Source organism: Bacteroides eggerthii (assembly GCF_025146565.1).
GTDB classification, from domain to species: domain Bacteria; phylum Bacteroidota; class Bacteroidia; order Bacteroidales; family Bacteroidaceae; genus Bacteroides; species Bacteroides eggerthii.
The window spans coordinates 967748-991445 of the sequence record NZ_CP102258.1; the positions used below are offsets into that span (position 1 = coordinate 967748).

Here is a 23698-nt window from a genome sequence, read left to right on the forward strand (position 1 = left end):
AGAATTGGATACAAATATATAGTTATTTTTAATATTCTTGCACTATTTTCTCAAAAACTTTATTTTATGATTTAGATCGGTCATTATCTTTTGATTCTATCAGGTAAGATGTTTGTAGGCTGACAATAACCGCGCATCTGTCATGAACAAATAAAGGCTTACGTACTTTTAATTCGTTAGACAATTGTCTAACGAATTATTATTAATGGACATAAGGTTATAACCGCCTAAGTTCCTCGTGTACTTGAAACTTATAACTAAAAAATATATAAACCTTTAAACTAAAAAACGCCTATGGAGCAATTGGAAACACAGAGATGAGGGTAGCTCGTATTATACTCTCATAATTATTTTTACTCTTACCTATTTTTGAGAAAATTATTTTAATTAACAAAATCATCAATCATTTATGAATGAAGATCGCAGAAAGCGAGGATTTGTGCACAGCAATTTCCTCACAGCAGTAGCAATCAGCACCCTGTTTTTAGGCAGTGGCAATGCGATGGCTGCTCAAACGGATACCGACATCTCTTTAGGAGTGACAGAGCAATTGCAAATGCAAACTATAACCGGACTGGTGGTAGATGCAAATGGTGAACCTGTCATCGGAGCCAGTGTCGTAGAGAAGGGAACTACAAATGGCGGTATAACCAATATTGACGGCAAGTTTACGCTGAATGTGAAGCCGGGAGCCGTTTTGAAAGTTTCGTTCGTTGGTTATCAGACTGAGGAGGTAAAAGCCACGAGAACAATGAAAATTGTTTTGAAGGAGGACAGCGAGATGCTTTCCGAAGTTGTAGTCGTGGGTTACGGTACACAAAAGAAGGCCAATCTTACGGGAGCCGTAGCGACGGTCGATGTAAACAAGGCATTGGATAGCCGCCCTATTGCCGATGTGGGGCGCGGACTTCAAGGTTCGGTGGCAGGTGTCAATGTCACAATTCCTACGGGTGAAATCGGTTCGGACCCGTTGATAAAAATTCGTGGTCAAGTAGGTTCTATCAAAGGTGGTAGCAGTCCGCTTATTTTGTTGGACAATGTGGAGATTCCGAGTATTCAGATGGTGAATCCGGATGATATTCAATCCATTTCAATTTTGAAGGATGCGGCTTCCTCCTCTATTTACGGTGCGAAGGCAGCTTTCGGTGTAGTGTTGATTACTACGAAAAAGGGAGCGCAAGGAGATAAGTTCGAAGTGAGCTATTCCAATAACTTCTCTTGGCAGGACCCCGCCAAGAAAATTGAAATCGGAGGCATAGAGGCACTGCAATATACGCTGGATGCGCAGATCAACAGAAATGAGCCTATGCCTGCCGGTGGTTTTTGGCGTATCAATGAAGAAAGTTTGGAGAAAGCTAAAGAATGGCAGCGGTTATATGGCGGGAAAGTAAATTGGAACGATCCTGTGGTATATGGGCGTGACTGGTATTTCGATGGATCGCAGAAATATGGATACCGAACCTATGACGGAGCTAAGGCAATGATTAAGAATTGGGCCCCGACCATGACGCATAATCTGTCTGTAAGTGGAAAGAGTGGAAAGACTACCTATAACATAGGTTTGGGCTATCTGGACCAGAGCGGCATGTCAAGAACGGCGAAGGAGGATGATTTCAAACGATATAATGCTTCGGTCAGCGTTTCTTCGGAACTCAACAAATACATTACGGTGAGAGCCAGCTCTATCTACTCCGACCGCAACAAACGCTATCCGGGCATCGGTAATACGGCTGCTGACCCTTGGTTGTATCTTTACCGTTGGAGCCCGTTGATGCCGATGGGGGTAACGGAGCATGGCAATCCGTTGAAAGAGCCTACCTATGAAATGGCGGCTTCCAATACTGATAATTTGCAGAATAAGTATTATAACATCAATTTAGGATTTACGCTGAATCTCACCAAGAACTGGGATGTCAAGTTCGACTATACGTATGACAAGCAGTCTACCGAAACCAATTCTTCGGTAACGCAATACAATGCCGGTGAGATGTGGTACTCGCCAACACCATGGATTGAAAACGGCAGCCAGGTATATGTCAACGAACTTGGAGAGAGAGTGGACACCGGCGGCATGCCCGCCTATCGTTTTCCGGTGGGGCCTTATTACAACAGTTCGGGTCCTCAGACAAGTCAGGTGGCAACCAAGAACAGATCGGTGGACAACAACACCATTAATGTTTATACTACCTACAACCTGCAACTCGGTGCAGAGAAGCAGCATGCTTTCAAGTTTATGGCAGGTATGAACAGGGTGACCAATAAATGGAGTTCATCAAAGGGCACCATAAACGATCTGATAGACTTGGAGAACCCGCAATTTCCGTTTGCCGTAGGCGACCAGTTCTTTGAAGGAGACCGTAACTGGGAATCTCAACTGGGCTTCTTCGGACGTCTCAACTATGCTTTTGAAGACAAATACTTCCTCGAAGCCAATATACGCAGGGATGGCTCATCCAAATTCCCCGATCATCTGAAATGGAAATGGTTCCCCTCTTTCTCCGCCGGTTGGGTATTTACCAGTGAGGAATTCATGAAACCCATTGAGAACATCCTGAGCTTCGGTAAGTTCAGGGCATCTTGGGGTAGCATCGGTGACCAGACGGTATCCAATACATTGTATAAGTCTGTATTGGAAGGAGGACAGTCTACTTGGCTGGGCGGTAACGGCAATAAACTGCCTTTGTTCGGAACTCCTACGCTGGTGGACAGTGACATTAGCTGGCAGCAGATCGAAACGCTGGACTTCGGTATTGACTTGCGGTTCTTTAACAATAAGTTTGGCGTGACTTTCGATTGGTACAGACGGGATACAAAAGACATGCTTGTGGGTGGTGAAAGCCTACCGGTGACACTGGGCACTACTGCTCCGGTGGGCAACTACGGTAGCTTGAGGACCAAAGGCTGGGAATTGTCGGCCGACTTCAACCATCGTTTCTCTAACGGATTGGGCATCAATGCTATGGCATCTATATCCGATGCAACTACCCACATAACCAGAGGCGCTGACTATCTGACGCCATGGGAAGACCGTAAGCTGGGTTCTGAATTCTCTACCGGAAGCCGATACGGCGATATTTACGGTTTGGTAACAGACAGGCTGTTCCAAAAAGAGGACTTCGTTTATGGAGAGGATGGAAAGATAGAGAAAGTGACCGTTGTCTATAATGGAACGGCTCGCGAAACGAACAAACAGTCTTCCAAGTATCCTGTATATCAGGTGCACTATGAAGACGGCAACAAGATTGTCTTTGCTCCCGGTGATGTTAAGTTCGTAGATTTGGATGGCGATGGCTACATCACTCCGGGTACGGGTACAAACGGTGATCCGGGCGATGTGACCGTTATCGGTAATACCACTCCCCGCTATGAATACAGTTTCCGTTTGGGTGCCGACTATAAAGGTATCGATTTCTCCATCTTCTTCCAGGGCATTGGCAAACGCCAGATCTGGGGTAGCGGACAATTGGCCATTCCGGGTTTCAATGCCAAAGAAGGGGCTATGCCCAAGACTTTTACCACCAACTATTGGACGGAAGAGAATACGGATGCTTTCTATCCCAGAGCTTGGGATTTGGGAGGCAACGATACCGGATTCAGCATGCAGAAGCAGTCACGCTATCTGCTTGACATGTCCTACTTAAGAATCAAGAACATTACGTTGGGATATTCCGTACCCAGAAATCTGTTGTCCAAAGTATACCTGACGAAAGCCAGAATCTATATGTCACTGGAGAATTTCTTCACATTTGATAATCTGGACGGACTGCCTATCGACCCGGAAGCTGTGTCGGGCTATTCCATGTTCAGAACTGATGAAAGATATAATCTTGGACGCACCGGTACGGGTACACCGGTATTTAAGAGCATATCATGCGGTATTCAACTAACCTTCTAAAATAGAATTATTATGAAACTAAAAATATATGCAGTTTTAACCTGTATCATCTTCTTGTTCTCCAATTGCAATGATGTGCTCGACCGCCCTTCATTGACATCGGCCGAAGATGCTGCCTATTGGACCAGCGAGTCGAGAGTGCGCTTGTATGCCAACGCTTTCTATTCCAACTTCTTTGTGGGCTATGGAGTGGGTTATGAAACCACTTATGCTCCCAACGCCAATTATACCTTTAATGATGATGCGGTGATTAGATCCACCCAGAGGAACTTCAACCGTTCGGTTCCTACCAGCAAGGGAAGTACATCCTTGGACATTAAATGGGAGAGTGAGTTTACAGGCCCGACCTGGAATTTCGCTTGGGTCAGAAAAGCCAATATCATGCTTGCCCGTATCGACAGTGAGATGACGAATATATTGACCGAAGAACAGTATAACCATTGGACGGGTATCGGACGCTTCTTCAGGGCATTGGAATATGCGCGTCTTGTAAACGTGTTCGGTGATGTGCCCTATTATGACACAGAGGTGCTGAATACCGATAAAGATGCCCTGTACAAAGACCGTACTCCAAGAAACGAGGTAATGGATGCCGTTTATGATGATTTTGACTTTGCGATGCAGAACGTCCGTAAGAGCGACGGTGCGCAAAATGTAGACCGCTATGTGGTGGCCGCTTTCGTTTCGCGTTGGGCATTGTTCGAAGCAAGCTGGCAGAAGTATTACTATAAGGACAATGAACGTGCCAAGAAGTTCTTTGAGCAGGCCATTACGGCAGCGGATATTGTAATGGGCAGCGGCAAATACGCCATCGACGTGGATTTCCGTGCGCTGTTCGGTTCGATGAAGGCCCCCGGAAAAGAATGTATCTTATATCGTACTTATGATGCCGGCCAGAAGGTGACGCACTCCATTGCATTGAATTGCAATCCGCAGAACTCCACCGATGTAGGTCCGAACCTTGATTTGATAAAGTCGTTCATCTGTACGGACGGCAAAGATTATCAGACTTCCGGACTGGATGATGCCGATGACTTTACGTTGAGCAACCTCATCAAGACAAGAGACCCGCGCTTTGAAGCGAGTTTCTATGAAAAGCCGGTGCCTACGGCAAAGAGTTGTTATTTGTTTGTAACCAAGTTTATACCGCGAAGCGCTTTGGATTTTTTGAAAATAGAGGGCGGCACCATAGCTCCTGAGTTCTCGGGCAGCAGCAACGTGACCGGTTATCCGGTTATCCGTTATGCCGAAGTGCTCTTGAACTGGATTGAAGCAAAGGCGGAACTTGCAACATTGGGCGGAACGGCGGTTATTCAGGATGACATTGATGTTTCTATCAATAAGATTCGCGAGAGACCGATAGCGCCCGAAGCGAAGAAGCTGGGAGTTACCCGCACTGCTGATATGGACCTCGCCGACCTTCCGGACGATCCCCGCAGAGATCCTTCTGTATCAAAACTGCTTTGGGAGATCAGGCGTGAACGTCGTATGGAGTTTGCATTTGAGTTCTCGCGTATTATCGATCTGAGACGTTGGGGCAAGTTGGAATACATGGATACTGAAAAGAATAAGGACTTGTTGGCAGGTACTTGGGTGAATTTTGCCGAAGAGGTGAGCGATGAGCTGAAAGATGAAAATAAGGGCAAAATCCGGGTAATGGACAAGCAGGGCAACTTCATCGTGTTCGACGGTAAGAACAAGGATAAGATGAAAGGTTTCTTCTATCCCGCAGAGAATTTGGGGAGATTGAAGTTCTTGAATGTTCCTAATGTCAATCCGTACCTTTCGCCTATCGGTACTAACCAGATTGCGGACTACCAAAGCAGAGGATATACGCTGACGCAGACCGAAGGCTGGCCTACCGGCTTGGAATAATGAAGCGAGTAAGTGAAACAATGAGATTTATTTCAAACTAAAACATGAGATTATGTATAAACTAATAAGAAATATTGGATTTGCAGTCGTATCACTGGGGCTTGGCATGGCTTCTTGTGATGAGGACTATCCTAAAAGCCATATAGAGCCTTATGATACCGAACTCCTTTCAATCAAAATACTTAATGCCGGAGCCAACGGTGACAAAGTGGTGGAAGGAACGATTGATGAAGCAAAGAAGACGATCAATTTCCCCCGTCTGGATGTGGAAACCGACTTCTCGGCTTTAAGTATAGAAGCCGAACTTTCCGAAGGAGCTGCATTGCAGAGCGAAGTAATGGATTATTCCATGGATGCGGAGACGAATGAAAAGACACAGGTGCTTAGAATTATCAATCATAACAGATACAAGGACTATCTGATGAAAGTCAGAAAAAGAGTTCCGGTATTTGGTGCTGATTTTGAAAAGCCGACGGTGTATAATTTTTCGGGAGATAATATTTATAGTGATTTTGCTACTAATTATACCCGATGTGCTTCGTATGACGGTGAACATGTATTAGTGGTCAGTAGGCCAACTACTCCTAATTTCCATACTCCCCATCTCCTTAAGGTTTCAGATTTGAAAAGGGGAGAAATCAAACCGATCATGTTAGATGTAACAGGTGTAAAAGGGGGAACTTATGACTACAACATGGGGGCATTGATTAATGGACATGTGTATCTTTCAAGTCTGTCCGGAGGTAAGGTTTCGCCTTTTAAAATTTATTATTGGGAAACGCCGACTTCTAATCCGGAGGTAATAGCGAATATTAACGTGGGAAATATTCCCGGAGCAGGGAACAGACATGGTGATAATGCCTCTTATAATATTGATGAAAACGGTAATGGCTTTATCTTCTTTGGAGACAATGCTGCTACTGAATTTTTAAAGGTTCCTATAAGTGGACATAAAACGGTTGATATTGGTAATATTAAAGTTTTACCTTCAAAATCAGATGCAACAATGGTGACAAATGTATATAGAGTCGGTGATACGGATCAGTATTTATGGTCAGGTATCAGAGTGCCTGTTACATTGGTTGATGAATCGCTTGGGGAAAAATATAAATCAAAAATAGCAGGAGAAGCTGTTGCTCCAAAGGTTGTTACATTCAATGAGGAACGCTATTTATTGGTTTGTACGGCTGGACAAGGAGCTGCTTCTAAAGCTTCTATTGCTTTGGAAGTTTATGATTTAACCAAAGGAGAAACCATCGAAGATGCATTGAAAAAGTTTGATGAGGGAGAGAATCATAACCCTATTTACCAATTTAAACTGGGGGGAAGTGGAAACGGAAATGCTTTAGCTCAGACGGATTATTACATAGAGAAAGATGAAAACGGGAAAGATGCAAAGCTTTGTCTATTTGCGTCGCGTACTCAATCCGGATTTGTTATCTGTGAATTCCCCATCAAGCAAGAGGAAATGGATTGATGCTTTATCTTTTTGTAGGATTAAATAATTTATAATGTTTACTTGGGAGCCGTCTGATCTGTTTTAATTGGGCGGCTTCTTCTTCTAAAACCAAAATAATGAAATACTTAAAATATATAACTCTGGTTGCTCTTCTTGCATTTGCCGTCTCTTGTAGCAAGGACGACGATGGAGAGAATATGCCTCCGGAGCCCACACCACCGGTAGAAAAACCTGAACCGCAGGCTGTAACCTTACCCCAAAAAGAATTGCGCGGTGCATGGATCACTACCGTATGGGGCATTGACTGGCCGATGGAAGATTACAATGCCGCTACTCAGCAAAAGAAATATACGGATTATTTGGATTTGTTGGTTGCCAATAACATGAATGCTGTATTCTTCCAGATACGCGGAATGGCGGATGCCTTTTACGAGTCGCAGTATGAGTCGTGGAGTAAGAACATAACCGGTACTGCCGGAAAAAATCCGGGCTATGATGTTTTGGGTTTCCTTGTAGAGGAGGCCCACAAACGGGGACTCCAGTTTCATGCCTGGATGAATCCTTACCGCATCTCTACAAGGGCAAGCAAGAACAGTTCTTTTGCTGAACTTGACACCAAAATTCCGGTAGCGTGGACTAAGGACTATAACAAAATCCGCATCTACAACCCCGCCATGCCCGAAGTGCAGACCCGTATTATGGATATCGTCAAAGAAATCATAACCAAATACGATGTAGACGGCATCCATATGGATGATTATTTCTACCCTTCGCTGGAAGAAGGCGAAAGCATGAATGATAATGCGGAATATGAGAAATATGGCAAAGACAAGTTTAAGAGTATTGAGGAATTCAGACGAAACAATGTGGATGTAGTGATACAAAACATTCAGAAGGTTATCATAGATACCAAACCCGGCGTGATCTTTTCCGTAAGCCCTGCGGCAAATATAGACAACAATTACAGCAAGCTGTTTGCCGATGTCAGGAAATGGCTGAAAGAAGGGTGGGTGGATGTAATCATTCCTCAATTGTACTTCGCTACGGGGACAGGGAAAAACAGCTTCAACCAGTTTCTTGATCAGTGGATGCAGTATGTCAACCAAACCCATTGCCTGATAGGTTATGGCATTTATAAATTTGGCAGTACCGATCCTGACTACGGCAACGCTTTTCACTCCTCTGCCGACCTGAAGAGCCAGTTCGAATATGCAAGCAAGAAGTCGAAAGTGAACGGCAGTGTTTTGTACAGCATCAAAGATATGGTAGCGAATAAAGTAGGTATCGGAACTGCCATTAAGGAGATATACAAGAAAAAAACGGTAATTCCCTATTTGGGGCGGACAGAGGCGAAATTGCCCTCTACTCCCGTCAAGGTCAGGACGGATGGCGGAAACTTGTCTTGGGAAGCGGTGTCCGGCGCTTATTATGCCGTATACAAAAGCAATGGAGAAGGGAAGTTGGCTACTCTCGTGGGAACTACCAGGGAGACTTCTTTCAAGCTGCCCGGCAAAGGGACTTATTGTGTCACAGCGCTGGATAAAGCCAATGCAGAAAGCAGGATTTCAGAGCTGGTAACTTATTGATTAGACAATAAACACCCTGTTTTTATAAGGGAAGGGTGGTGTCGAAAGAAAATCAGCTATCATCCTGTCATTCGGAACGGGGTGATAGCTGATTTTTGTTTTTACACTTTATTTATGAACTAATCTTTCAGTGCATTCTCCTTGATCAGGTATTCCGCTATCTGAACGGCGTTCAGTGCAGCACCTTTCTTGATCTGGTCACCTACAATCCAGAAAGTGAGTCCGCAGTCATTGCTGAGGTCTTTGCGGATGCGTCCTACGTATACAGGGTCTTTTCCTGCAAGGAACAGCGGCATCGGATATTCTTTCTCTGCCGGGTTGTCCATCAGTACAAGACCTTCACCGTTAGCAAAGGCTTCGCGGGCTTCTTCTACGGAAACAGGACGTTCTGTCTCTACCCAGATGCTTTCCGAGTGAGAACGGAGGGCGGGTACACGAACACAGGTTGCACTGACTTTAATGTCGGAGTGCATAATCTTACGGGTTTCGTTGTACATCTTCATTTCCTCTTTGGTATATCCGTTTTCAGTGAACACGTCGATTTGGGGAATCAGGTTGAATGCCAATTGGTAGGCGAATTTTTCAACGGTAACCGGATGGCCGGCTAATACTTGGCGGTATTGTTCGTATAGCTCGTCCATCGCAGCGGCGCCTGCACCGCTGGCAGCCTGATAGGTGGATACGTGTACGGTCTTTATATGAGAAAGCTGTTCGATGGCTTTCAGTGCCACTACCATTTGGATCGTAGTACAGTTAGGGTTGGCGATAATACCGCGCGGACGATCTTTAGAGTCGGCAGCATTTACCTCAGGAACAACCAAAGGCACATCGGTATCCATACGGAAAGCACTGGAGTTGTCAATCATTACAGCTCCGTACTTGGTAATGGTTTCGGCGAACTCTTTAGAGGTGCCTGCGCCTGCGGAAGTGAAAGCGATATCAACCCCTTTAAAGTCATCGTTGTGTTGCAAGAGTTTAACCTCGATCTGTTTACCGCGGAAGGTATATTTGGTGCCGGCGCTGCGTTTAGAACCGAACAACACTAACTCGTCCAACGGGAAATTCCTTTCATCGAGCACTCGCAGGAATTCTTGTCCTACGGCTCCGCTTGCTCCAACAATAGCTACTTTCATTTTTCTTTTGTTTTAAATTAGTTTATAAATTTATTGTAATCTATCTATAAATGATAGAATTGGTTGCAAATTTATAACAAATTGCTGTATGACACCGCATAAAGTGAAAACTTTTTCGTTATTTTGCAACTAAAACCTAAAACTCACTGCGTATGGACTGGTTCAATCTCAGTTTAACACTTCCTGTAACCGACCCTACATGGATATTTCTCCTTGTACTCCTTATCATATTGTTTGCGCCTATACTACTGAATAAACTGCGTATTCCGCATATCATCGGTATGATTCTGGCAGGTTTGGTGATTGGTGAACATGGTTTCAATATCTTGGTGCGTGATAGCAGTTTCGAACTGTTTGGTAAAGTTGGGCTTTACTATATCATGTTTTTGGCGGGGCTGGAGATGAATATGGGGGACTTTAAGAAAAACCGCGGTAAGGCTGTGATGCTGGGGCTGCTGGCTTTTATTATCCCGATTGGCATAGGTCTGGTTACCAACATGATGCTGTTGAAATATAGTCTTGTGACGTCTGTCTTGCTGGCAAGTATGTATGCCTCGCACACTTTAGTGGCTTATCCGATTGTTATCCGTTACGGTGTGTCTCGTCATCGCAGCGTGAGCATTGCTGTGGGGGGGACAGCGGTGACAGATACGCTTACCTTGTTGGTACTGGCTGTGGTGGGCGGTCTGTTCAAAGGAGAGTCCGGAGGATTATTCTGGTTATGGCTGGTGATAAAGGTGGTGTTTCTTGGGGCTTTGATCATGTATTCGTTTCCACGTATCGGACGCTGGTTCTTCCGTCGTTACGATGACAATGTGATGCAGTTTATTTTTGTACTTGCCATGGTCTTTCTGGGCGCCGGCTTAATGGAGTTTGTGGGAATGGAAGGCATTTTGGGAGCATTCTTGGCCGGACTGGTCTTGAATCGTCTGATACCGCATGTCTCTCCGTTGATGAATCATTTGGAGTTTGTGGGCAATGCTCTCTTCATACCCTATTTTCTGATAGGAGTGGGCATGCTGATTGACATACATGTAATATTTGGACAGGGTGACGCTTTGAAAGTGGCTGCCGTTATGATTACTGTGGCACTGGTGGGTAAATGGATTGCTTCCTGGCTGACACAGAAAATCTATAAAATGGCTCCCATAGAACGTGAGTTGATGTTTGGTCTGAGTAATGCGCAGGCTGCAGCTACGCTGGCGGCAGTGCTGGTAGGATATAACATTATCTTGCCCGGCGGCGAACGTTTGCTGAATGAAGACGTGCTGAACGGTACGGTATTATTGATTCTTGTTACTTGCGTAGTAAGTTCTTTTATCACTGAAAGGGCGGCTCGTAAGATAGCCATGTGTGAAGCGCATTTGGAAGAAGAACGTACGGTTGAGGCGGAAAGGATACTTATTCCGATAGCAAATCCGGATACGATTGAATATCTGATGAATTTGTCTTTGTTGATACGCGATACCAAACAGAAAGATAACTTGCTGGCATTGAATGTGATCAATGACAATAATACTTCCGAAGGCTTGGAACTTCGCGGTAAGAGGTATTTAGAAAAGGCAGCTATGATTACTGCTTCCGCCGACGTACCTTTACGACAGATTACCCGGTATGATTTGAATATTGCTTCGGGCATTATCCATACGGCGAAAGAATATGAGGTAACCGATGTGATTATTGGTTTGCACCGCAAGGTTAATATTGTGGACTCTTTCTTTGGTATGCTTGCCGAGAACTTGTTGAAGGGTTTGCATCGTGAAGTGATGATTGCTAAATTCCTGATTCCGATTAATACAATAAGGCGAATTATCATAGCCGTTCCTCCCAAAGCAGAGTATGAAGCTGGATTCCAAAAATGGGTGGAACATTTTTGCCGGATGGGAGGTACATTGGGTTGCCGGGTGCATTTCTTTGCAAATGAAGAGACAACCGTCCGGTTGCAGGCATTGGTGAAGAAGAAATACGGGCAGACCTTAACGGACTTTTCCCGTTTGGATGATTGGGGAGATTTGTTGATCCTGACAGGCCAGGTAAATTATGACCATTTACTGGTGGTGATAAGTGCGCGTAGAGGCTCTATCTCTTACGATAGTTCTTTTGAAAGGCTACCGGCTCAGTTGGGCAAATATTTCTCCAATAATAGTTTGATTGTGCTCTATCCTGACCAGCTGGGCGAGCCCCAAGATGCTGTTTCTTTTTCTAATCCGCGTAATGAGGCGCAGCATTACGAGAAAGTGGGCAAGTGGGTATATAAGTGGTTTAAGGAGAGCTGAACCCTTAGTGACTGAGGTTTCATAATTTATAATTAGTAATTTTATAATTATCATTGTGGAAGATTGGCAACAAAGAACCCGGATTTTGCTGGGAGAGGATAAAATGAAACGGCTGCAACAAGCGCATGTGTTGGTGGTAGGTCTCGGCGGTGTAGGTGCCTACGCAGCTGAAATGATATGTCGTGCGGGGGTAGGACGGATGACGATTGTGGATGCAGATACTGTGCAGGCTACTAATATAAATAGGCAGCTCCCCGCTTTACATTCCACGATCGGAAAAGAGAAGTCTGCAGTTTTGGCTGCACGTTTCAAGGATATCAATCCGGATATACAACTGAGGGTATTGCCGGTATTCCTGAAAGACGGGAATATACCCGAACTGCTTGATGCCGCGCAATATGATTTTGTGGTAGATGCCATTGATACGCTTGCTCCTAAATGCCACCTGATAGCGGAAGCACTGAAACGTCATATTAAGATTGTGTCGAGCATGGGAGCGGGGGCAAAAAGTGATATTACGCAGGTGCGCTTTGCCGACATATGGGATACGTATCATTGCGGATTGAGCAAAGCGGTGAGAAAACGCTTACAGAAGTTGGGGATCAAGCGCAAGTTTCCGGTTGTGTTCAGTACCGAGCAGGCGGATCCGAAGGCTGTGTTGCTGACGGAAGATGAACAGAATAAGAAGTCCACTTGCGGAACTGTGAGCTATATGCCGGCTGTATTCGGATGTTACCTTGCGGAATATGTTATTAAGAGATTGTAACCAGACCATCAAATAGTAAATAATATCAATGATACGCTTAGAAGGAATAACCAAAAGTTTCGGTGGTTTGCAGGTATTGCGAGGTATCGACCTGGAGATAGAAAAAGGGGAGGTTGTCAGCATTGTCGGGCCCAGCGGCGCCGGAAAGACTACCTTATTGCAGATTATGGGTACGCTGGATATGCCTGATAAAGGTTCGGTAATGATTGACGGTACATTAGTGAATCATCTGAAGGAAAAAGAGCTCTCTGCATTCCGTAACAAACATATAGGCTTTGTCTTTCAATTTCATCAGCTATTGCCGGAGTTCACTGCTTTGGAGAATGTGATGATACCTGCTTTTATTGCCGGTATGGGGCAGCAGGAAGCAAAGGCGGCCGCTAACGAAATATTGGAGTTCATGGGATTGGCGGAACGCGCCTCGCATAAACCCAATGAACTGTCTGGTGGTGAGAAACAACGTGTGGCAGTTGCCCGTGCACTGATTAATCATCCGGCGGTAGTGCTGGCAGATGAACCGTCCGGAAGTTTGGATACGCATAATAAGGAGGAGTTGCATCAACTGTTTTTTGATTTGCGCAACCGTTTGGGACAGACATTCGTTATTGTAACGCATGATGAAGGGTTGGCGCAAATTACCGACCGCACCATTCATTTGAAGGATGGCGAGGTTTGCAACTACTGATTCTTATTCAAAACAAACATAGTGGGAGAGCCGTTCTAAATCGCTCTTTGTGAATTCTTCGTAGAGGGCGAATGGCTTAAGATTATGAAGTTCACCTCTTTTTCTGCGGTATTCCACAAATGCTTTTGCTTGGTAGAAGTTTATATAGGGGTGGTAGCAAAGGCGCTCTATGCCGGCGTGGTTTAGATTGATGCGTCGGATTTCCGAGGGAGCAACAGTGAACCATGCTTGTAATTGGTGATAATCCAGATGAACCTCTTCTAATTGCTCTATCTTGTAAAAACCGCCTAAGCGTTTCCGGTAGCCAACTATCAATCGGGCTATGCCACTTCCTATGCCGGGAATCTTCTTCAGTTCAGTAGTATCGGCATTGTTTAGATCGAGCACTGTGCCTGCCGGATATTTATAGATGCTGTCTTTTTGGGGTGGTGCAGGATGATATAGGGAGGCTGTTTCCCTTATGGTATCTTCTGCTGTAAAATAGATGTAAGGGGCTAATGCACGATATTGTTCTTCTGTTAGTCCGTATATCTTTTTGAAGTCCTCCGTTTTGCGAAACTTCCCTCCTTTGCTCCGGTAGAGCAGTATGTTTTTTGCCATCCATGAGGGGAGACCCAACCGGCAGAAAGCAGTGGAGTCTGCATGGTTAGGATCAAAAGGGGCCAATATAATTGTCTTTTTTTTATGTTTGGGGAATTTGTCGAAATGGCTGTGAACGTTTTTGTCTTGTTCGCGCATGCTGTTGATAAAGTGGTCGTATTCTCTCAAAGCGGCGACTTGCAATTGGATCTCTTTATCGGAAAGTGCCCGGTTGTTTTGTTGGAAAGAATAAATATACCCGGAGAGAAAGATGACGATGATTCCTATGATAAGAACAAGGATGCCCCGTCTTTCTCCCCGGGAAAAGTATAAAAAGTCTTTGAATGGGTTCTTCATACCGGTCTATTTAAGGAAGCCCAATTCGTTGATGAAAATGAGTGCGATACCTATTGGAGCAATAAATTTAAGAATAAAGATTAGCAATTTGTAGATATGTATATTCAGAGTGCCGTTGTTGCTGACTTCTTCCCAAACAATCTTTTTGTCCAAATACCAACCGGTAAAGATTGAGATGAAGAGCCCACCCAAAGGTAACATGATTTTAGCAGTGAGGAAGTCGAACAAATCGAATAAGTTAAGACCGAAAATTGTGTAATTCTTTCCTACGCCTAGCGACAGTGAACATAATACTCCCAGTATGATACAGCCGGCTGTAACTAACCGGGCTGCTTTCTTTCGTGTAAACTTGAATTCTTCGTGCAGATAGGCCGTTACCACCTCATGTAAAGAGATTGTGGAGGTTAATGCTGCGAGTGCCAGCAGAATATAGAACATGAGCGACAAGGCAATAGCCAGCCAGGGTATATCACCGAATGCCTGCTGAAAGACATTGGGCAGGGTGATGAATAGCAAGCTCGGTCCTGCATCCGGCTGAATACCGACGGAGAATGCAGCAGGGAAGATGATAAATCCTGCAAGTATGGCAACCAGCGTATCGATACCTGCCACATTGAATGCCGTTTTAGGTAGGTTGGTGTCGTTTCTGAAATAAGAAGCATATGTACAGAGACATCCCATACCAAGGCTGAGTGAAAAGAATGCTTGTCCCATTGCCCCTAAAAACACGTTGCCGTCCACTTTACTGAAGTCCGGTTTCAGTAGAAATTCGATGCCTGCTCCTGCGCCGGGTAATGATATGGAACAGATGGCGAGTACTATTAGTAGGATAAATAGCATGGGCATCATTATCTTGGCTGACTTTTCAATGCCTTTTTCCACTCCTTTCACGATGATGAAGTGTGTTGCTAACAAGAACATTATCAGCCAGATAATAGGGCGCCATGGATTGCTGACAAACCCGTTGAAAGAAGAAATAAACTCCGCGGCGGATTTACCGGCAAAACTATTGGTTGCGGCTTCTCCTATGAATTCTAAAGTCCAGCCGGCCACTACCGAATAATAGCCTAAAATGAGAAAACCTGCTAATACGCCCATTCGTCCTACCCAACGCCATTGGGTGCCCGGCGCCAGTTTGTGGTAGGCTCCGGCTGTGTTGGCACGCGAATGGCGTCCGATAAGAAATTCAGCTATCATGATAGGTATGCCCAAGATAAGTACGCAAACCAGATATATCAGTATGAAAGCTGCGCCACCATGATTACCTGTCTCGAAGGGGAATCTCCAGATATTTCCCAAACCAACTGCAGAACCGGCTGAGGCAAGTATGACACCTAGTTTACTCCCAAAGTTAGCTCTTTCATTTCTTGTCATAAAACGTGGATTTTTCTTACAATTCGTTATTAATACCGATTAAAATATGCAAATATAGAAAATGTTCCATACTTTTGTACACAGATTGTTCATAATTTGAGATATGCTATATTATATTAAGAAATATCCGGTATCGCTCGCAGTAATACTTACTGTCATTTATCTGTCATTTTTCAAACCGCCTACGACTGAGCTGGGCACTATTCCGAATCTTGACAAGGTGGTGCATATTTGCATGTATTTCGGTATGTCCGGGATGTTGTGGTTGGAGTTCCTGCGGGCACACCGAAAGGATCATACTCCTATATGGCATGCTTGGGTGGGCGCATTTATCTGTCCGGTGCTGTTTAGCGGAATAGTGGAATTGTTGCAGGAGTATTGCACTACTTATCGTGGCGGTGATTGGCTGGACTTTGCAGCCAATACCACCGGAGCTGTTCTGGCATCATTGGCAGCTTGTCTGGTTTTGAAGCCGCGAATGAAACGATGACCTGCGGGCTAAAGATAATCGACTACGGTATTCAGCTTTATTCCGTTTGAACCTTTAATCAGAATTGTTTTTCCACAAGGCTTATTCTTTTGGAGCTCGGTTATCAAAGCCGGGGCATCGGGATAGGTGGGATAGTTGTGGCGGGTTGCCGCAAATAATTCGCCTACCAACGCCACATCTTTAAAGTCGCACTTTTCCAGATAGTCCACTATCTTTTGATGTTCTTCGGGACTGTCTTTGCCTAATTCGCGCATATCTCCCAATATCAGCATCTTTTGTCCGGCCTGCATATTGTGAAAATTACTGATGGATGCCAGCATGCTTGTAGGGTTAGCATTATAGGCATCGATAATCAGGGTGTTGTCTGCGGTCTTTTTTAGTTGCGAACGGTTGTTCCGGGGTTCATACTCATTGAGAGCTTGGTCTATTTTTTCCGGTTCCACTCCAAAGAAACATCCGATAGTAACGGCGGCAAGTGCATTGGATAAGTTATATTCGCCAATCAGCCGGGTGTGCACTTCATGGAGGCTGCCTTCTTTTCCGGATTTCCACTCAAAAATAAGGTAGGGAGAATTACCGGTGACGTGTCCGTTGACGTACAAGCCATCTTGCTCTCCGTAGCTTATCGGATTCAGTCCCCAAGCTAATTTTGTGAGGTAAGGATTGTCCTGATGAATAAAGATTGTGGAGTCACCTTTTTGACGCAGGTAATCGTATAACTCGCCTTTAGTACGGATGACACCTTCAAAAGAACCGAACCCCTCTAAATGTCCTTTTCCTACGTTGGTGATAATCCCATAGTCGGGTTCGGCTATTTCTACCAGTTCCTTGATGTCTCCGGGGTGGCTGGCTCCCATTTCTACAATTCCGAGGTCATGTTCTGCTTGCAGGCGGAGGAGGGTGAGTGGCACACCTATCGGATTATTCAGATTTCCTTGCGTGTACAGTATGTTATATTTCCGGGACAATACGGCGGATATAAGCTCTTTGGTAGTTGTCTTGCCGTTGGTTCCTGTAATGCCAATGATACGCGTACCCAGCCGGCGGCGGTGATAATTGGCCAACTGTTGCAGGGTGCGCAGGCTATTATCCACTAATATATAATGTGTATCTCCGGCAGGAACATAGTCGGCTTCATCTACAATTGCGTAGGCGCTTCCGGCTTCCAGCGCTTTGGCTGCAAAGGCGTTACCATTGAAGTTGTCGCCTTTTAAAGCAATGAATAATGAGCCTTTGGGGCAGTTACGGCTATCGGTAGTGACACCGGTGCAACCGAGAAATATCTGATAAAGAGCAGTAATATCCATAATTCCTTTTTCTTTTTATAAGCAAAGATACTTTATTTTTGAGACTTGATGCACCAACAAAGGCTTTTTTGTTTACATTTGCAGCTATATAGTAAAAAAGAACTGTCTATGAAAACTTTGCAGTCTGAATATATAAATGTCAACGGTTCCTTGTTAGACCTTTCTTCCCCCTGCGTCATGGGGATTCTCAATGTTACTCCCGATTCTTTTTATGCCGGTAGCCGTATGCAGACGGAAGTCGACATAGCGCATCGTGTGGAACAGATTGTTGCCGAAGGAGCGCGTATTATTGATGTCGGTGCCTACTCTTCGCGCCCAAACGCTGAGAATGTATCTCCCGGGGAGGAAATGGAACGTTTACGCATGGGGTTGGGCATCCTGAGGAAAGTGCAGCCTGATGCGGTTGTTTCAGTAGATACTTTCAGGGCGGATGTGGCGAAAATGTGTGTCGAGGAGTATGGTGTGGCAATTATCAACGATATTGCCGCGGGAGAAATGGATGAGAATATGTTCCGTACGGTTGCTGCGTTGAATGTTCCTTATATAATGATGCATATGCAGGGTACACCGCAGGATATGCAGCAACACCCTCATTATGATAATCTGCTGAAAGAGGTGTTCATGTATTTTTCCCATAAAGTGCAGCAGTTGCGCGATTTAGGCGTGAAAGATATTATTCTGGATCCGGGTTTTGGCTTTGGCAAGACGGTGGAGCATAACTATGAGTTGCTGGCTCATTTGGAGGAGTTCCGTATTTTTGAACTTCCTTTGCTAGTAGGCGTTTCCCGTAAATCAATGATTTACCGCTTATTGGGTACCACCGCTCAAGAGGCGTTGAACGGTACAACCGTACTGGATACCATCTGCCTGTTGAAGGGGGCTGATATACTTCGCGTACACGATGTGCGCGAAGCAGTGGAAACGGTGAAAATTGTGGAAGCAATGAAAGCCGGGTGCTCTGCGTTAATCACTAATCATTAACCATTAATCACTGACGACTGTGTTTTTTGAATTTGGCATAAAAGATTTTATAGACATTCTGCTGGTAGCTTTCCTGCTTTATTATACGTACAAACTGATGAAAGCGTCCGGTTCTATCAACGTGTTTACGGGCATCTTGGTGTTCATTTTGATTTGGCTGGTGGTTTCTCAAGTGCTGGAGATGAAGCTTCTGGGGTCTATCTTCGACAAACTGGTCAGCGTGGGGGTGCTGGCACTTATTATTCTGTTTCAAGACGAGATACGCCGCTTCCTGCTTACACTCGGTTCGCATCAGCATGCCAGCGCTCTGGTGCGTTTCTTTACGGGGAATAAGAAAGAGAGTATGGAGCATGATGAAATTATGCCGGTTGTCATGGCATGCATCAGTATGGGCAAACAGAAAGTCGGTGCGCTGATTGTCATTGAACATAATATGCCGTTGGACGATGTTGTGCGTACGGGAGAGGTGATCAATGCCGATATAAACCAGCGTCTGATAGAGAATATTTTCTTCAAGAACAGTCCGCTGCATGACGGGGCAATGGTCATCAGCAAGAAACGTATCAAGGCAGCAGGATGTATCTTGCCTGTGTCGCATAATTTGGATATTCCGAAGGAGCTGGGTCTGCGTCATCGCGCGGCTATGGGTATATCTCAGGTCTCGGATGCTCACGCTGTCATTGTGTCGGAGGAGACGGGATCCATTTCCGTAGCCTATAAAGGACAGTTCTATTTGCGTTTGAGCGCCGAGGAGCTGGAGCGTCTTTTGACAAAAGAAATTTAAATGAAATAAAGAAATTGGAGCGCTTTGTAATCGCTTGATTATCAGATGCAATAAATATGGGTGTATTCAGTCGTATACTGAATGGCATTCAGTATACGACTGAACCTATTTAAGTATACGACTGAATAGGGTTCGATATAGGGCAGATTTCCAATTTCTTTCTAACAGTAAAGAAAAATGATTTATAATCTATAAATTGAATAGAATGGATAGACGAAACTTTTTACGAACCGGCGGAATGGCTGTTTTAGGCTCATTGGCCATGCCGTCGTTGGCTATGCCGGAGTCTGTACGCGGAGCATTGGGAGGGACAGACCACAAGTCGGCTGTTGCTGCTGCTATCAATCATTTTGGTGTGACGGAAGCCGATTTGAAAAAGGTAATGGCTGTTGCCCTGGAAAAGGGAGGCGATTATGCTGACCTTTATTTCGAGCATACTTTTAATAATGATGTGAGCTTAATGGATGGCAAGGTAAACAATTGCGGTTCCAATATTGATTTTGGTATGGGAGTGCGTGTCCTTGCGGGAGACCAAAGCGGCTACGCCTATGTAGAAGGCGTTACGTTAGAGGAAATGTTGCGTGCCGCCCGTACTGCCGCCCGTATTGCATCTTCGGGTAAGGCCGGCAAGCCCGTAGGCCTGACAGCGAAGACAATAGCCCGGAATCGCTATGCCGTTACGGCTCCCTGGGAAGATGTGAGCGTGAAAGATAAGATCCCTTATCTGGAAAAGCTGAATGAGAAAATCTTTTCTTTGGATAATCGTGTCCGGAAAGTGCAGGCATATTTGCAAGATAGCACTTCGCATGTGTTGTTCTGTAATTCGGAAGGCGTCAGCTATTATGATTATCGTCCGATGGTATCTTTTATGGCTGTTTGTATCATGGAAGAGAACGGTAAAATGGAAAACGGCTATGCCGGAAGATCCTATCGCAAGGGCTTTGAATTTATGACAGACGATGTTGTGGACGTAATTGCCCGCGAGGTGGTGGACCGGACGGCTATCTTATTCAAGGCTATCAAGCCTAAAGGTGGCGAAATGCCTGTTGTAATGGGATCGGGCGGTTCGGGCATTTTGTTGCACGAGGCTATCGGACATGCTTTTGAAGCTGACTTCAACCGTAAGGACATATCCATATTCTCCAGCCAGCTGAACAAGAAAGTATGCAACGAACATATCAATGTAGTAGATGACGGTACGATTCCTTTCAATCGCGGTTCTGTGAACTTTGACGATGAAGGTGTGGAGGGACAGAAAACTTATATTGTCCGGGAAGGTGTACTTACCAGCTATCTGCACGATCGTATCAGCGCCAAGCATTATGGTGTGAATCCTACGGGAAACGGCCGTCGCGATACATTCCGCAATCTGCCTATCCCCCGCATGCGCGCCACGTATATGGAAGCCGGAAATATGAAGGAAGCGGATATTATTTCGACTGTAAAGAACGGTATTTTCGTAGATACGTTTACGAATGGTCAGGTGCAGATTGGCGCCGGTGACTTTACTTTCTTCGTGAAGTCCGGTTATTTGATTGAGGATGGTAAACTGACACAACCCATCAAGGATATCAATATCATAGGTAATGGTCCGAAAGCACTGGCAGACATAACAATGGTGGCCGATAATGACAAGATTGACAACGGAACGTGGACTTGCGGCAAGGACGGGCAGTCCTGCCCGGTGACCTGCGGCATGCCGTCGGCATTGGTCAGCAAACTGACGGTAGGTGGAGAAAGTTAACGTTAAACATAGAAATCATGATTACAGACAATAATAAGAAACTGGCACAGTGGGCAATGGATTATGCCCTGAAAAACGGATGCCGGGCAGCCAAGTTGGTGCTGTACTCCAACTCCAACGCCTCATTTGAATTGCGTGACGCCAAAATGGATAAACTGCAGCAAGCCTCGGAAAGCGGGCTTAGCATCAGTTTGTATGTTGATGGTAAATACGGTTCTTATTCAACCAACCGTTTGGATAAGAAGGAGCTGGAAACGTTCATTAAGAATGGTATTGAGTCTACACGTTATCTGGCTGTGGACGAGGCACGTGTGTTGCCTGACGCTTCCCGCTATTATAAAGGAGGTAAGCCTGATTTGCAGTTGTTCGACAAACAGTTCAACATCATCAATCCGGATGATAAGGTTGCGGTTGCACGAGCCGCTGCCGAAGAGGTTTTAGGTAAGGACAATCGTATCATATCCGTAGGCACTTCGTATAGCGATGGTGAAAATGCCTCTTATCGTTTGACAAGTAACGGTTTTGAAGGAGAGTCCGGTTCTACCTGGTTTTCTGTGTCTGTAGATGTGGCGATGAGGGGAGAAGGAGAGATGCGTCCGTCATCTTATTGGTATGAGTCGGCCCTGTTTTATGACAAACTGGTGAAATCGGGTGTCGGTGTGAGAGCTTTGGAACGCGTCTTGCAAAAACTCGGACAAAGGAAAGTGGCTTCCGGTAAATATACGATGGTTGTGGACCCCATGAATTCCAGTAATCTGCTTAGCCCGGTATTGAGCGCATTGTATGGTTCTGCGTTGCAGCAAAAGAACTCTTTCCTATTGGATAAACTGAATACGAAAATAGGTGCGGAGTTGTTGAACCTTATGGATGAACCTCACTTGATCGGTGCAAGGGGAGCACGCTATTTCGACAGTGAGGGAGTGGCAACAGAACCGCGTTCTGTGTTTGAAAACGGGGTGCTGAAGACTTACTTTATCGATACCTATAATTCCAAGAAAATGGGAGTGGAGCCTACCGTTAATTCTCCTTCTCTGTTGGTGCTTAAGCCGGGGAGCAAAGACCTGAACGGTTTGGTTGCCGATGTACAGAAAGGTATTTTGGTCACAGGCTTTAACGGAGGTAACTGCAACAGCAGTTCGGGAGATTTCTCGTATGGCATTGAGGGATTCTTGATTGAAAACGGCAAGCTGACCCAGCCAATCAGTGAGATGAATGTAACGGGTAATATGATAACGCTTTGGGCTTCCTTGGCGGCTGTGGGCAATGACGCTCGTATGTCTTCATCCTGGCGTATTCCTTCCTTGGTGTTCGAAGGAGTAGACTTCAGCGGATTGTAACCTGCTAATTTAGCATTAGACTCATATAGGGGTGTAATGGCGATAATATTTTCTCGGCAAGCTCGCCGATAGTGAGTGCCAAATGCCTGCCCGGCAGACGTTTGGCACTACTCATACATTTACCGTTGTTCAGGTAATAGTAGCCGCTGTTGGTACTGAGTTGCTGGTCGGTAAGGGCAATGCTCATTTCCAGTTCCGGATGTCCGGCGGCATATTGTTGCAGTATTTCTTTGGCATTGATGATGCGTGCCATGCCCAGTGGTTGCAGGCCTTCTTGTTCTTCTGCCGGCGGGGCGGATACTTGAATGGACGGGATGTGCAACAGTTTGCAAATACGTTGTAGTAATAATGTACGTATATCGGGTGTCTCCGCAACGATTTCCCCTACGTGCCAAACGCTTCCTGCCGGATATGCAATGGCTAATGCCAAGATTCTGCCACTTTGATTTAGTGTGTAAACATGCCCTTTGCTTAGTTGCAAATCAGAAAGAATAACTCGAAAGTCTGTTTCGGTATGTTGGATGCAATAAGGCCGTTCTCTCATTTTCCGGTTTAAGTAACTGTATATGTCTTCCTGATAGTCGTTGGCTTTTTCCAAAACAACCGTTTCGTTGGAGTTGGTCTTGTCCGAAGCGGTAAAGGTGGTGGAGGCATATTTAAATACAGGTGCATAGCCGGTACCGGCATAATAGTCGAATAGCCAGGGCTCTGCCGGAATCAGAGTGGAAACGGCGACTCCGTTCTGTTGCATGCGGGCAAATGCCTGTGATAGAAGTTCGCGCATAGCTCCACGATTCCGGTAGTCGGGATGTGTACAAGCTCCCGACACATAGCCTGTACTGATCTCTTTCCCTCCGAAAGTCATGGGATAGGGCAGTATTTGCAGGGCGGCAATCACCTCCTCACCACTTTGAATGGCGATGTTAACTTCATTGTTGTAGCGCAGGCGGAAGTACATCTCTGTAAATTCGTTGCTGTCGTTAAAACAAAGTTTCCATAACTTCTTTACCTGTTCCCGCATCTTTTCATTCCTCTGTCATCACATTGTATACTTCACTATAACTTAGCGC

General features: G+C 45.2%; 17 protein-coding genes. 12 read left to right on the forward strand and 5 right to left on the reverse strand.

Features of this window, described 5'->3' with window-relative positions; all coding sequences use genetic code 11:
- Positions 1 to 409 precede the first annotated feature (409 nt).
- The 4 genes from NQ546_RS03965 to NQ546_RS03980 all read left to right on the forward strand — a co-directional run bounded on the left by NQ546_RS03965 (position 410) and on the right by NQ546_RS03980 (position 8815).
- On the forward strand, positions 410 to 3895 hold the full coding sequence (locus NQ546_RS03965) for a SusC/RagA family TonB-linked outer membrane protein (protein ID WP_004292133.1): 3486 nt from the start codon (positions 410 to 412) through the stop codon (positions 3893 to 3895).
- 12 nt (positions 3896 to 3907) lie between these two features.
- The gene (locus NQ546_RS03970; RefSeq protein ID WP_004292134.1) at positions 3908 to 5770 is read left to right on the forward strand and encodes a RagB/SusD family nutrient uptake outer membrane protein; all 1863 of its coding nucleotides are present in this window, start codon (positions 3908 to 3910) and stop codon (positions 5768 to 5770) included.
- Between the two features lie 52 nt (positions 5771 to 5822).
- Positions 5823 to 7247, forward strand: a complete 1425-nt coding sequence (locus NQ546_RS03975) for a DUF4623 domain-containing protein (protein WP_004292135.1) — start codon at positions 5823 to 5825, stop codon at positions 7245 to 7247.
- Positions 7248 to 7345: 98 nt separating this feature from the next.
- Positions 7346 to 8815: a glycoside hydrolase family 10 protein gene (locus NQ546_RS03980; RefSeq protein WP_004292136.1), complete on the forward strand. Its 1470-nt coding sequence runs from the start codon at positions 7346 to 7348 to the stop codon at positions 8813 to 8815.
- A 119-nt stretch (positions 8816 to 8934) separates the two neighbouring features.
- Here the strand turns inward: NQ546_RS03980 and NQ546_RS03985 are convergent, their stop codons facing one another.
- Positions 8935 to 9948: an aspartate-semialdehyde dehydrogenase gene (locus tag NQ546_RS03985; RefSeq protein ID WP_004292137.1), complete on the reverse strand. Its 1014-nt coding sequence runs from the start codon at positions 9946 to 9948 to the stop codon at positions 8935 to 8937.
- A 152-nt stretch (positions 9949 to 10100) separates the two neighbouring features.
- On the opposite strand from NQ546_RS03985, the gene NQ546_RS03990 reads away from it, so the two are divergent.
- The 3 genes from NQ546_RS03990 to NQ546_RS04000 are packed head-to-tail and all read left to right on the forward strand — an operon-like array spanning position 10101 to position 13675.
- The gene (locus NQ546_RS03990) at positions 10101 to 12224 is read left to right on the forward strand and encodes a cation:proton antiporter (RefSeq protein WP_004292138.1); all 2124 of its coding nucleotides are present in this window, start codon (positions 10101 to 10103) and stop codon (positions 12222 to 12224) included.
- 55 nt (positions 12225 to 12279) lie between these two features.
- Positions 12280 to 12990 carry a tRNA threonylcarbamoyladenosine dehydratase gene (locus tag NQ546_RS03995; protein ID WP_004292139.1) on the forward strand — a complete coding sequence of 237 codons (711 nt, stop codon included), beginning with the start codon at positions 12280 to 12282 and terminating at the stop codon, positions 12988 to 12990.
- A gap of 28 nt (positions 12991 to 13018) precedes the next feature.
- Positions 13019 to 13675, forward strand: coding sequence for an ABC transporter ATP-binding protein (locus NQ546_RS04000; RefSeq protein WP_004292140.1), 657 nt, complete (start codon positions 13019 to 13021; stop codon positions 13673 to 13675).
- Between the two features lie 3 nt (positions 13676 to 13678).
- On the opposite strand, the gene NQ546_RS04005 is transcribed toward NQ546_RS04000, so the two are convergent.
- Together NQ546_RS04005 and NQ546_RS04010 are read right to left on the reverse strand one after the other, a co-directional pair.
- Complete coding sequence (locus NQ546_RS04005; protein ID WP_004292141.1) at positions 13679 to 14611, reverse strand: helix-hairpin-helix domain-containing protein; 933 nt, start codon at positions 14609 to 14611, stop codon at positions 13679 to 13681.
- 6 nt (positions 14612 to 14617) lie between these two features.
- On the reverse strand, positions 14618 to 15985 hold the full coding sequence (locus NQ546_RS04010; protein WP_004292142.1) for a sodium-dependent transporter: 1368 nt from the start codon (positions 15983 to 15985) through the stop codon (positions 14618 to 14620).
- Positions 15986 to 16088: 103 nt separating this feature from the next.
- Here NQ546_RS04010 and NQ546_RS04015 point away from each other — a divergent pair, with 103 nt between their 5' ends.
- A complete protein-coding gene (locus tag NQ546_RS04015) occupies positions 16089 to 16475 on the forward strand; it encodes a VanZ family protein (protein ID WP_004292143.1) in 387 nt (128 codons plus the stop codon).
- An 8-nt stretch (positions 16476 to 16483) separates the two neighbouring features.
- Here NQ546_RS04015 and NQ546_RS04020 read toward each other — a convergent pair whose 3' ends face one another.
- Positions 16484 to 17782, reverse strand: coding sequence for a UDP-N-acetylmuramoyl-tripeptide--D-alanyl-D-alanine ligase (locus tag NQ546_RS04020; protein ID WP_004292144.1), 1299 nt, complete (start codon positions 17780 to 17782; stop codon positions 16484 to 16486).
- A 108-nt stretch (positions 17783 to 17890) separates the two neighbouring features.
- Between NQ546_RS04020 and folP the strand changes: the two genes are divergently transcribed.
- The 4 genes from folP (at position 17891) to NQ546_RS04040 (ending at position 22628) form a co-directional block, all read left to right on the forward strand.
- Entirely contained in the window at positions 17891 to 18763 is an 873-nt protein-coding gene (gene folP / locus NQ546_RS04025; RefSeq protein WP_039953497.1) for a dihydropteroate synthase, read from the forward strand.
- A gap of 19 nt (positions 18764 to 18782) precedes the next feature.
- Positions 18783 to 19547 carry a diadenylate cyclase CdaA gene (gene cdaA / locus NQ546_RS04030; protein WP_004292146.1) on the forward strand — a complete coding sequence of 255 codons (765 nt, stop codon included), beginning with the start codon at positions 18783 to 18785 and terminating at the stop codon, positions 19545 to 19547.
- Positions 19548 to 19752: 205 nt separating this feature from the next.
- Positions 19753 to 21291: a TldD/PmbA family protein gene (locus NQ546_RS04035; RefSeq protein ID WP_004292147.1), complete on the forward strand. Its 1539-nt coding sequence runs from the start codon at positions 19753 to 19755 to the stop codon at positions 21289 to 21291.
- Positions 21292 to 21308: 17 nt separating this feature from the next.
- Complete coding sequence (locus NQ546_RS04040) at positions 21309 to 22628, forward strand: TldD/PmbA family protein (RefSeq protein ID WP_004292148.1); 1320 nt, start codon at positions 21309 to 21311, stop codon at positions 22626 to 22628.
- A gap of 4 nt (positions 22629 to 22632) precedes the next feature.
- On the opposite strand, the gene NQ546_RS04045 is transcribed toward NQ546_RS04040, so the two are convergent.
- Positions 22633 to 23649 (reverse strand): GNAT family N-acetyltransferase, encoded by a 1017-nt coding sequence (locus NQ546_RS04045; RefSeq protein WP_004292149.1) that lies wholly within the window; start codon positions 23647 to 23649, stop codon positions 22633 to 22635.
- Positions 23650 to 23698: the final 49 nt, after the last annotated feature.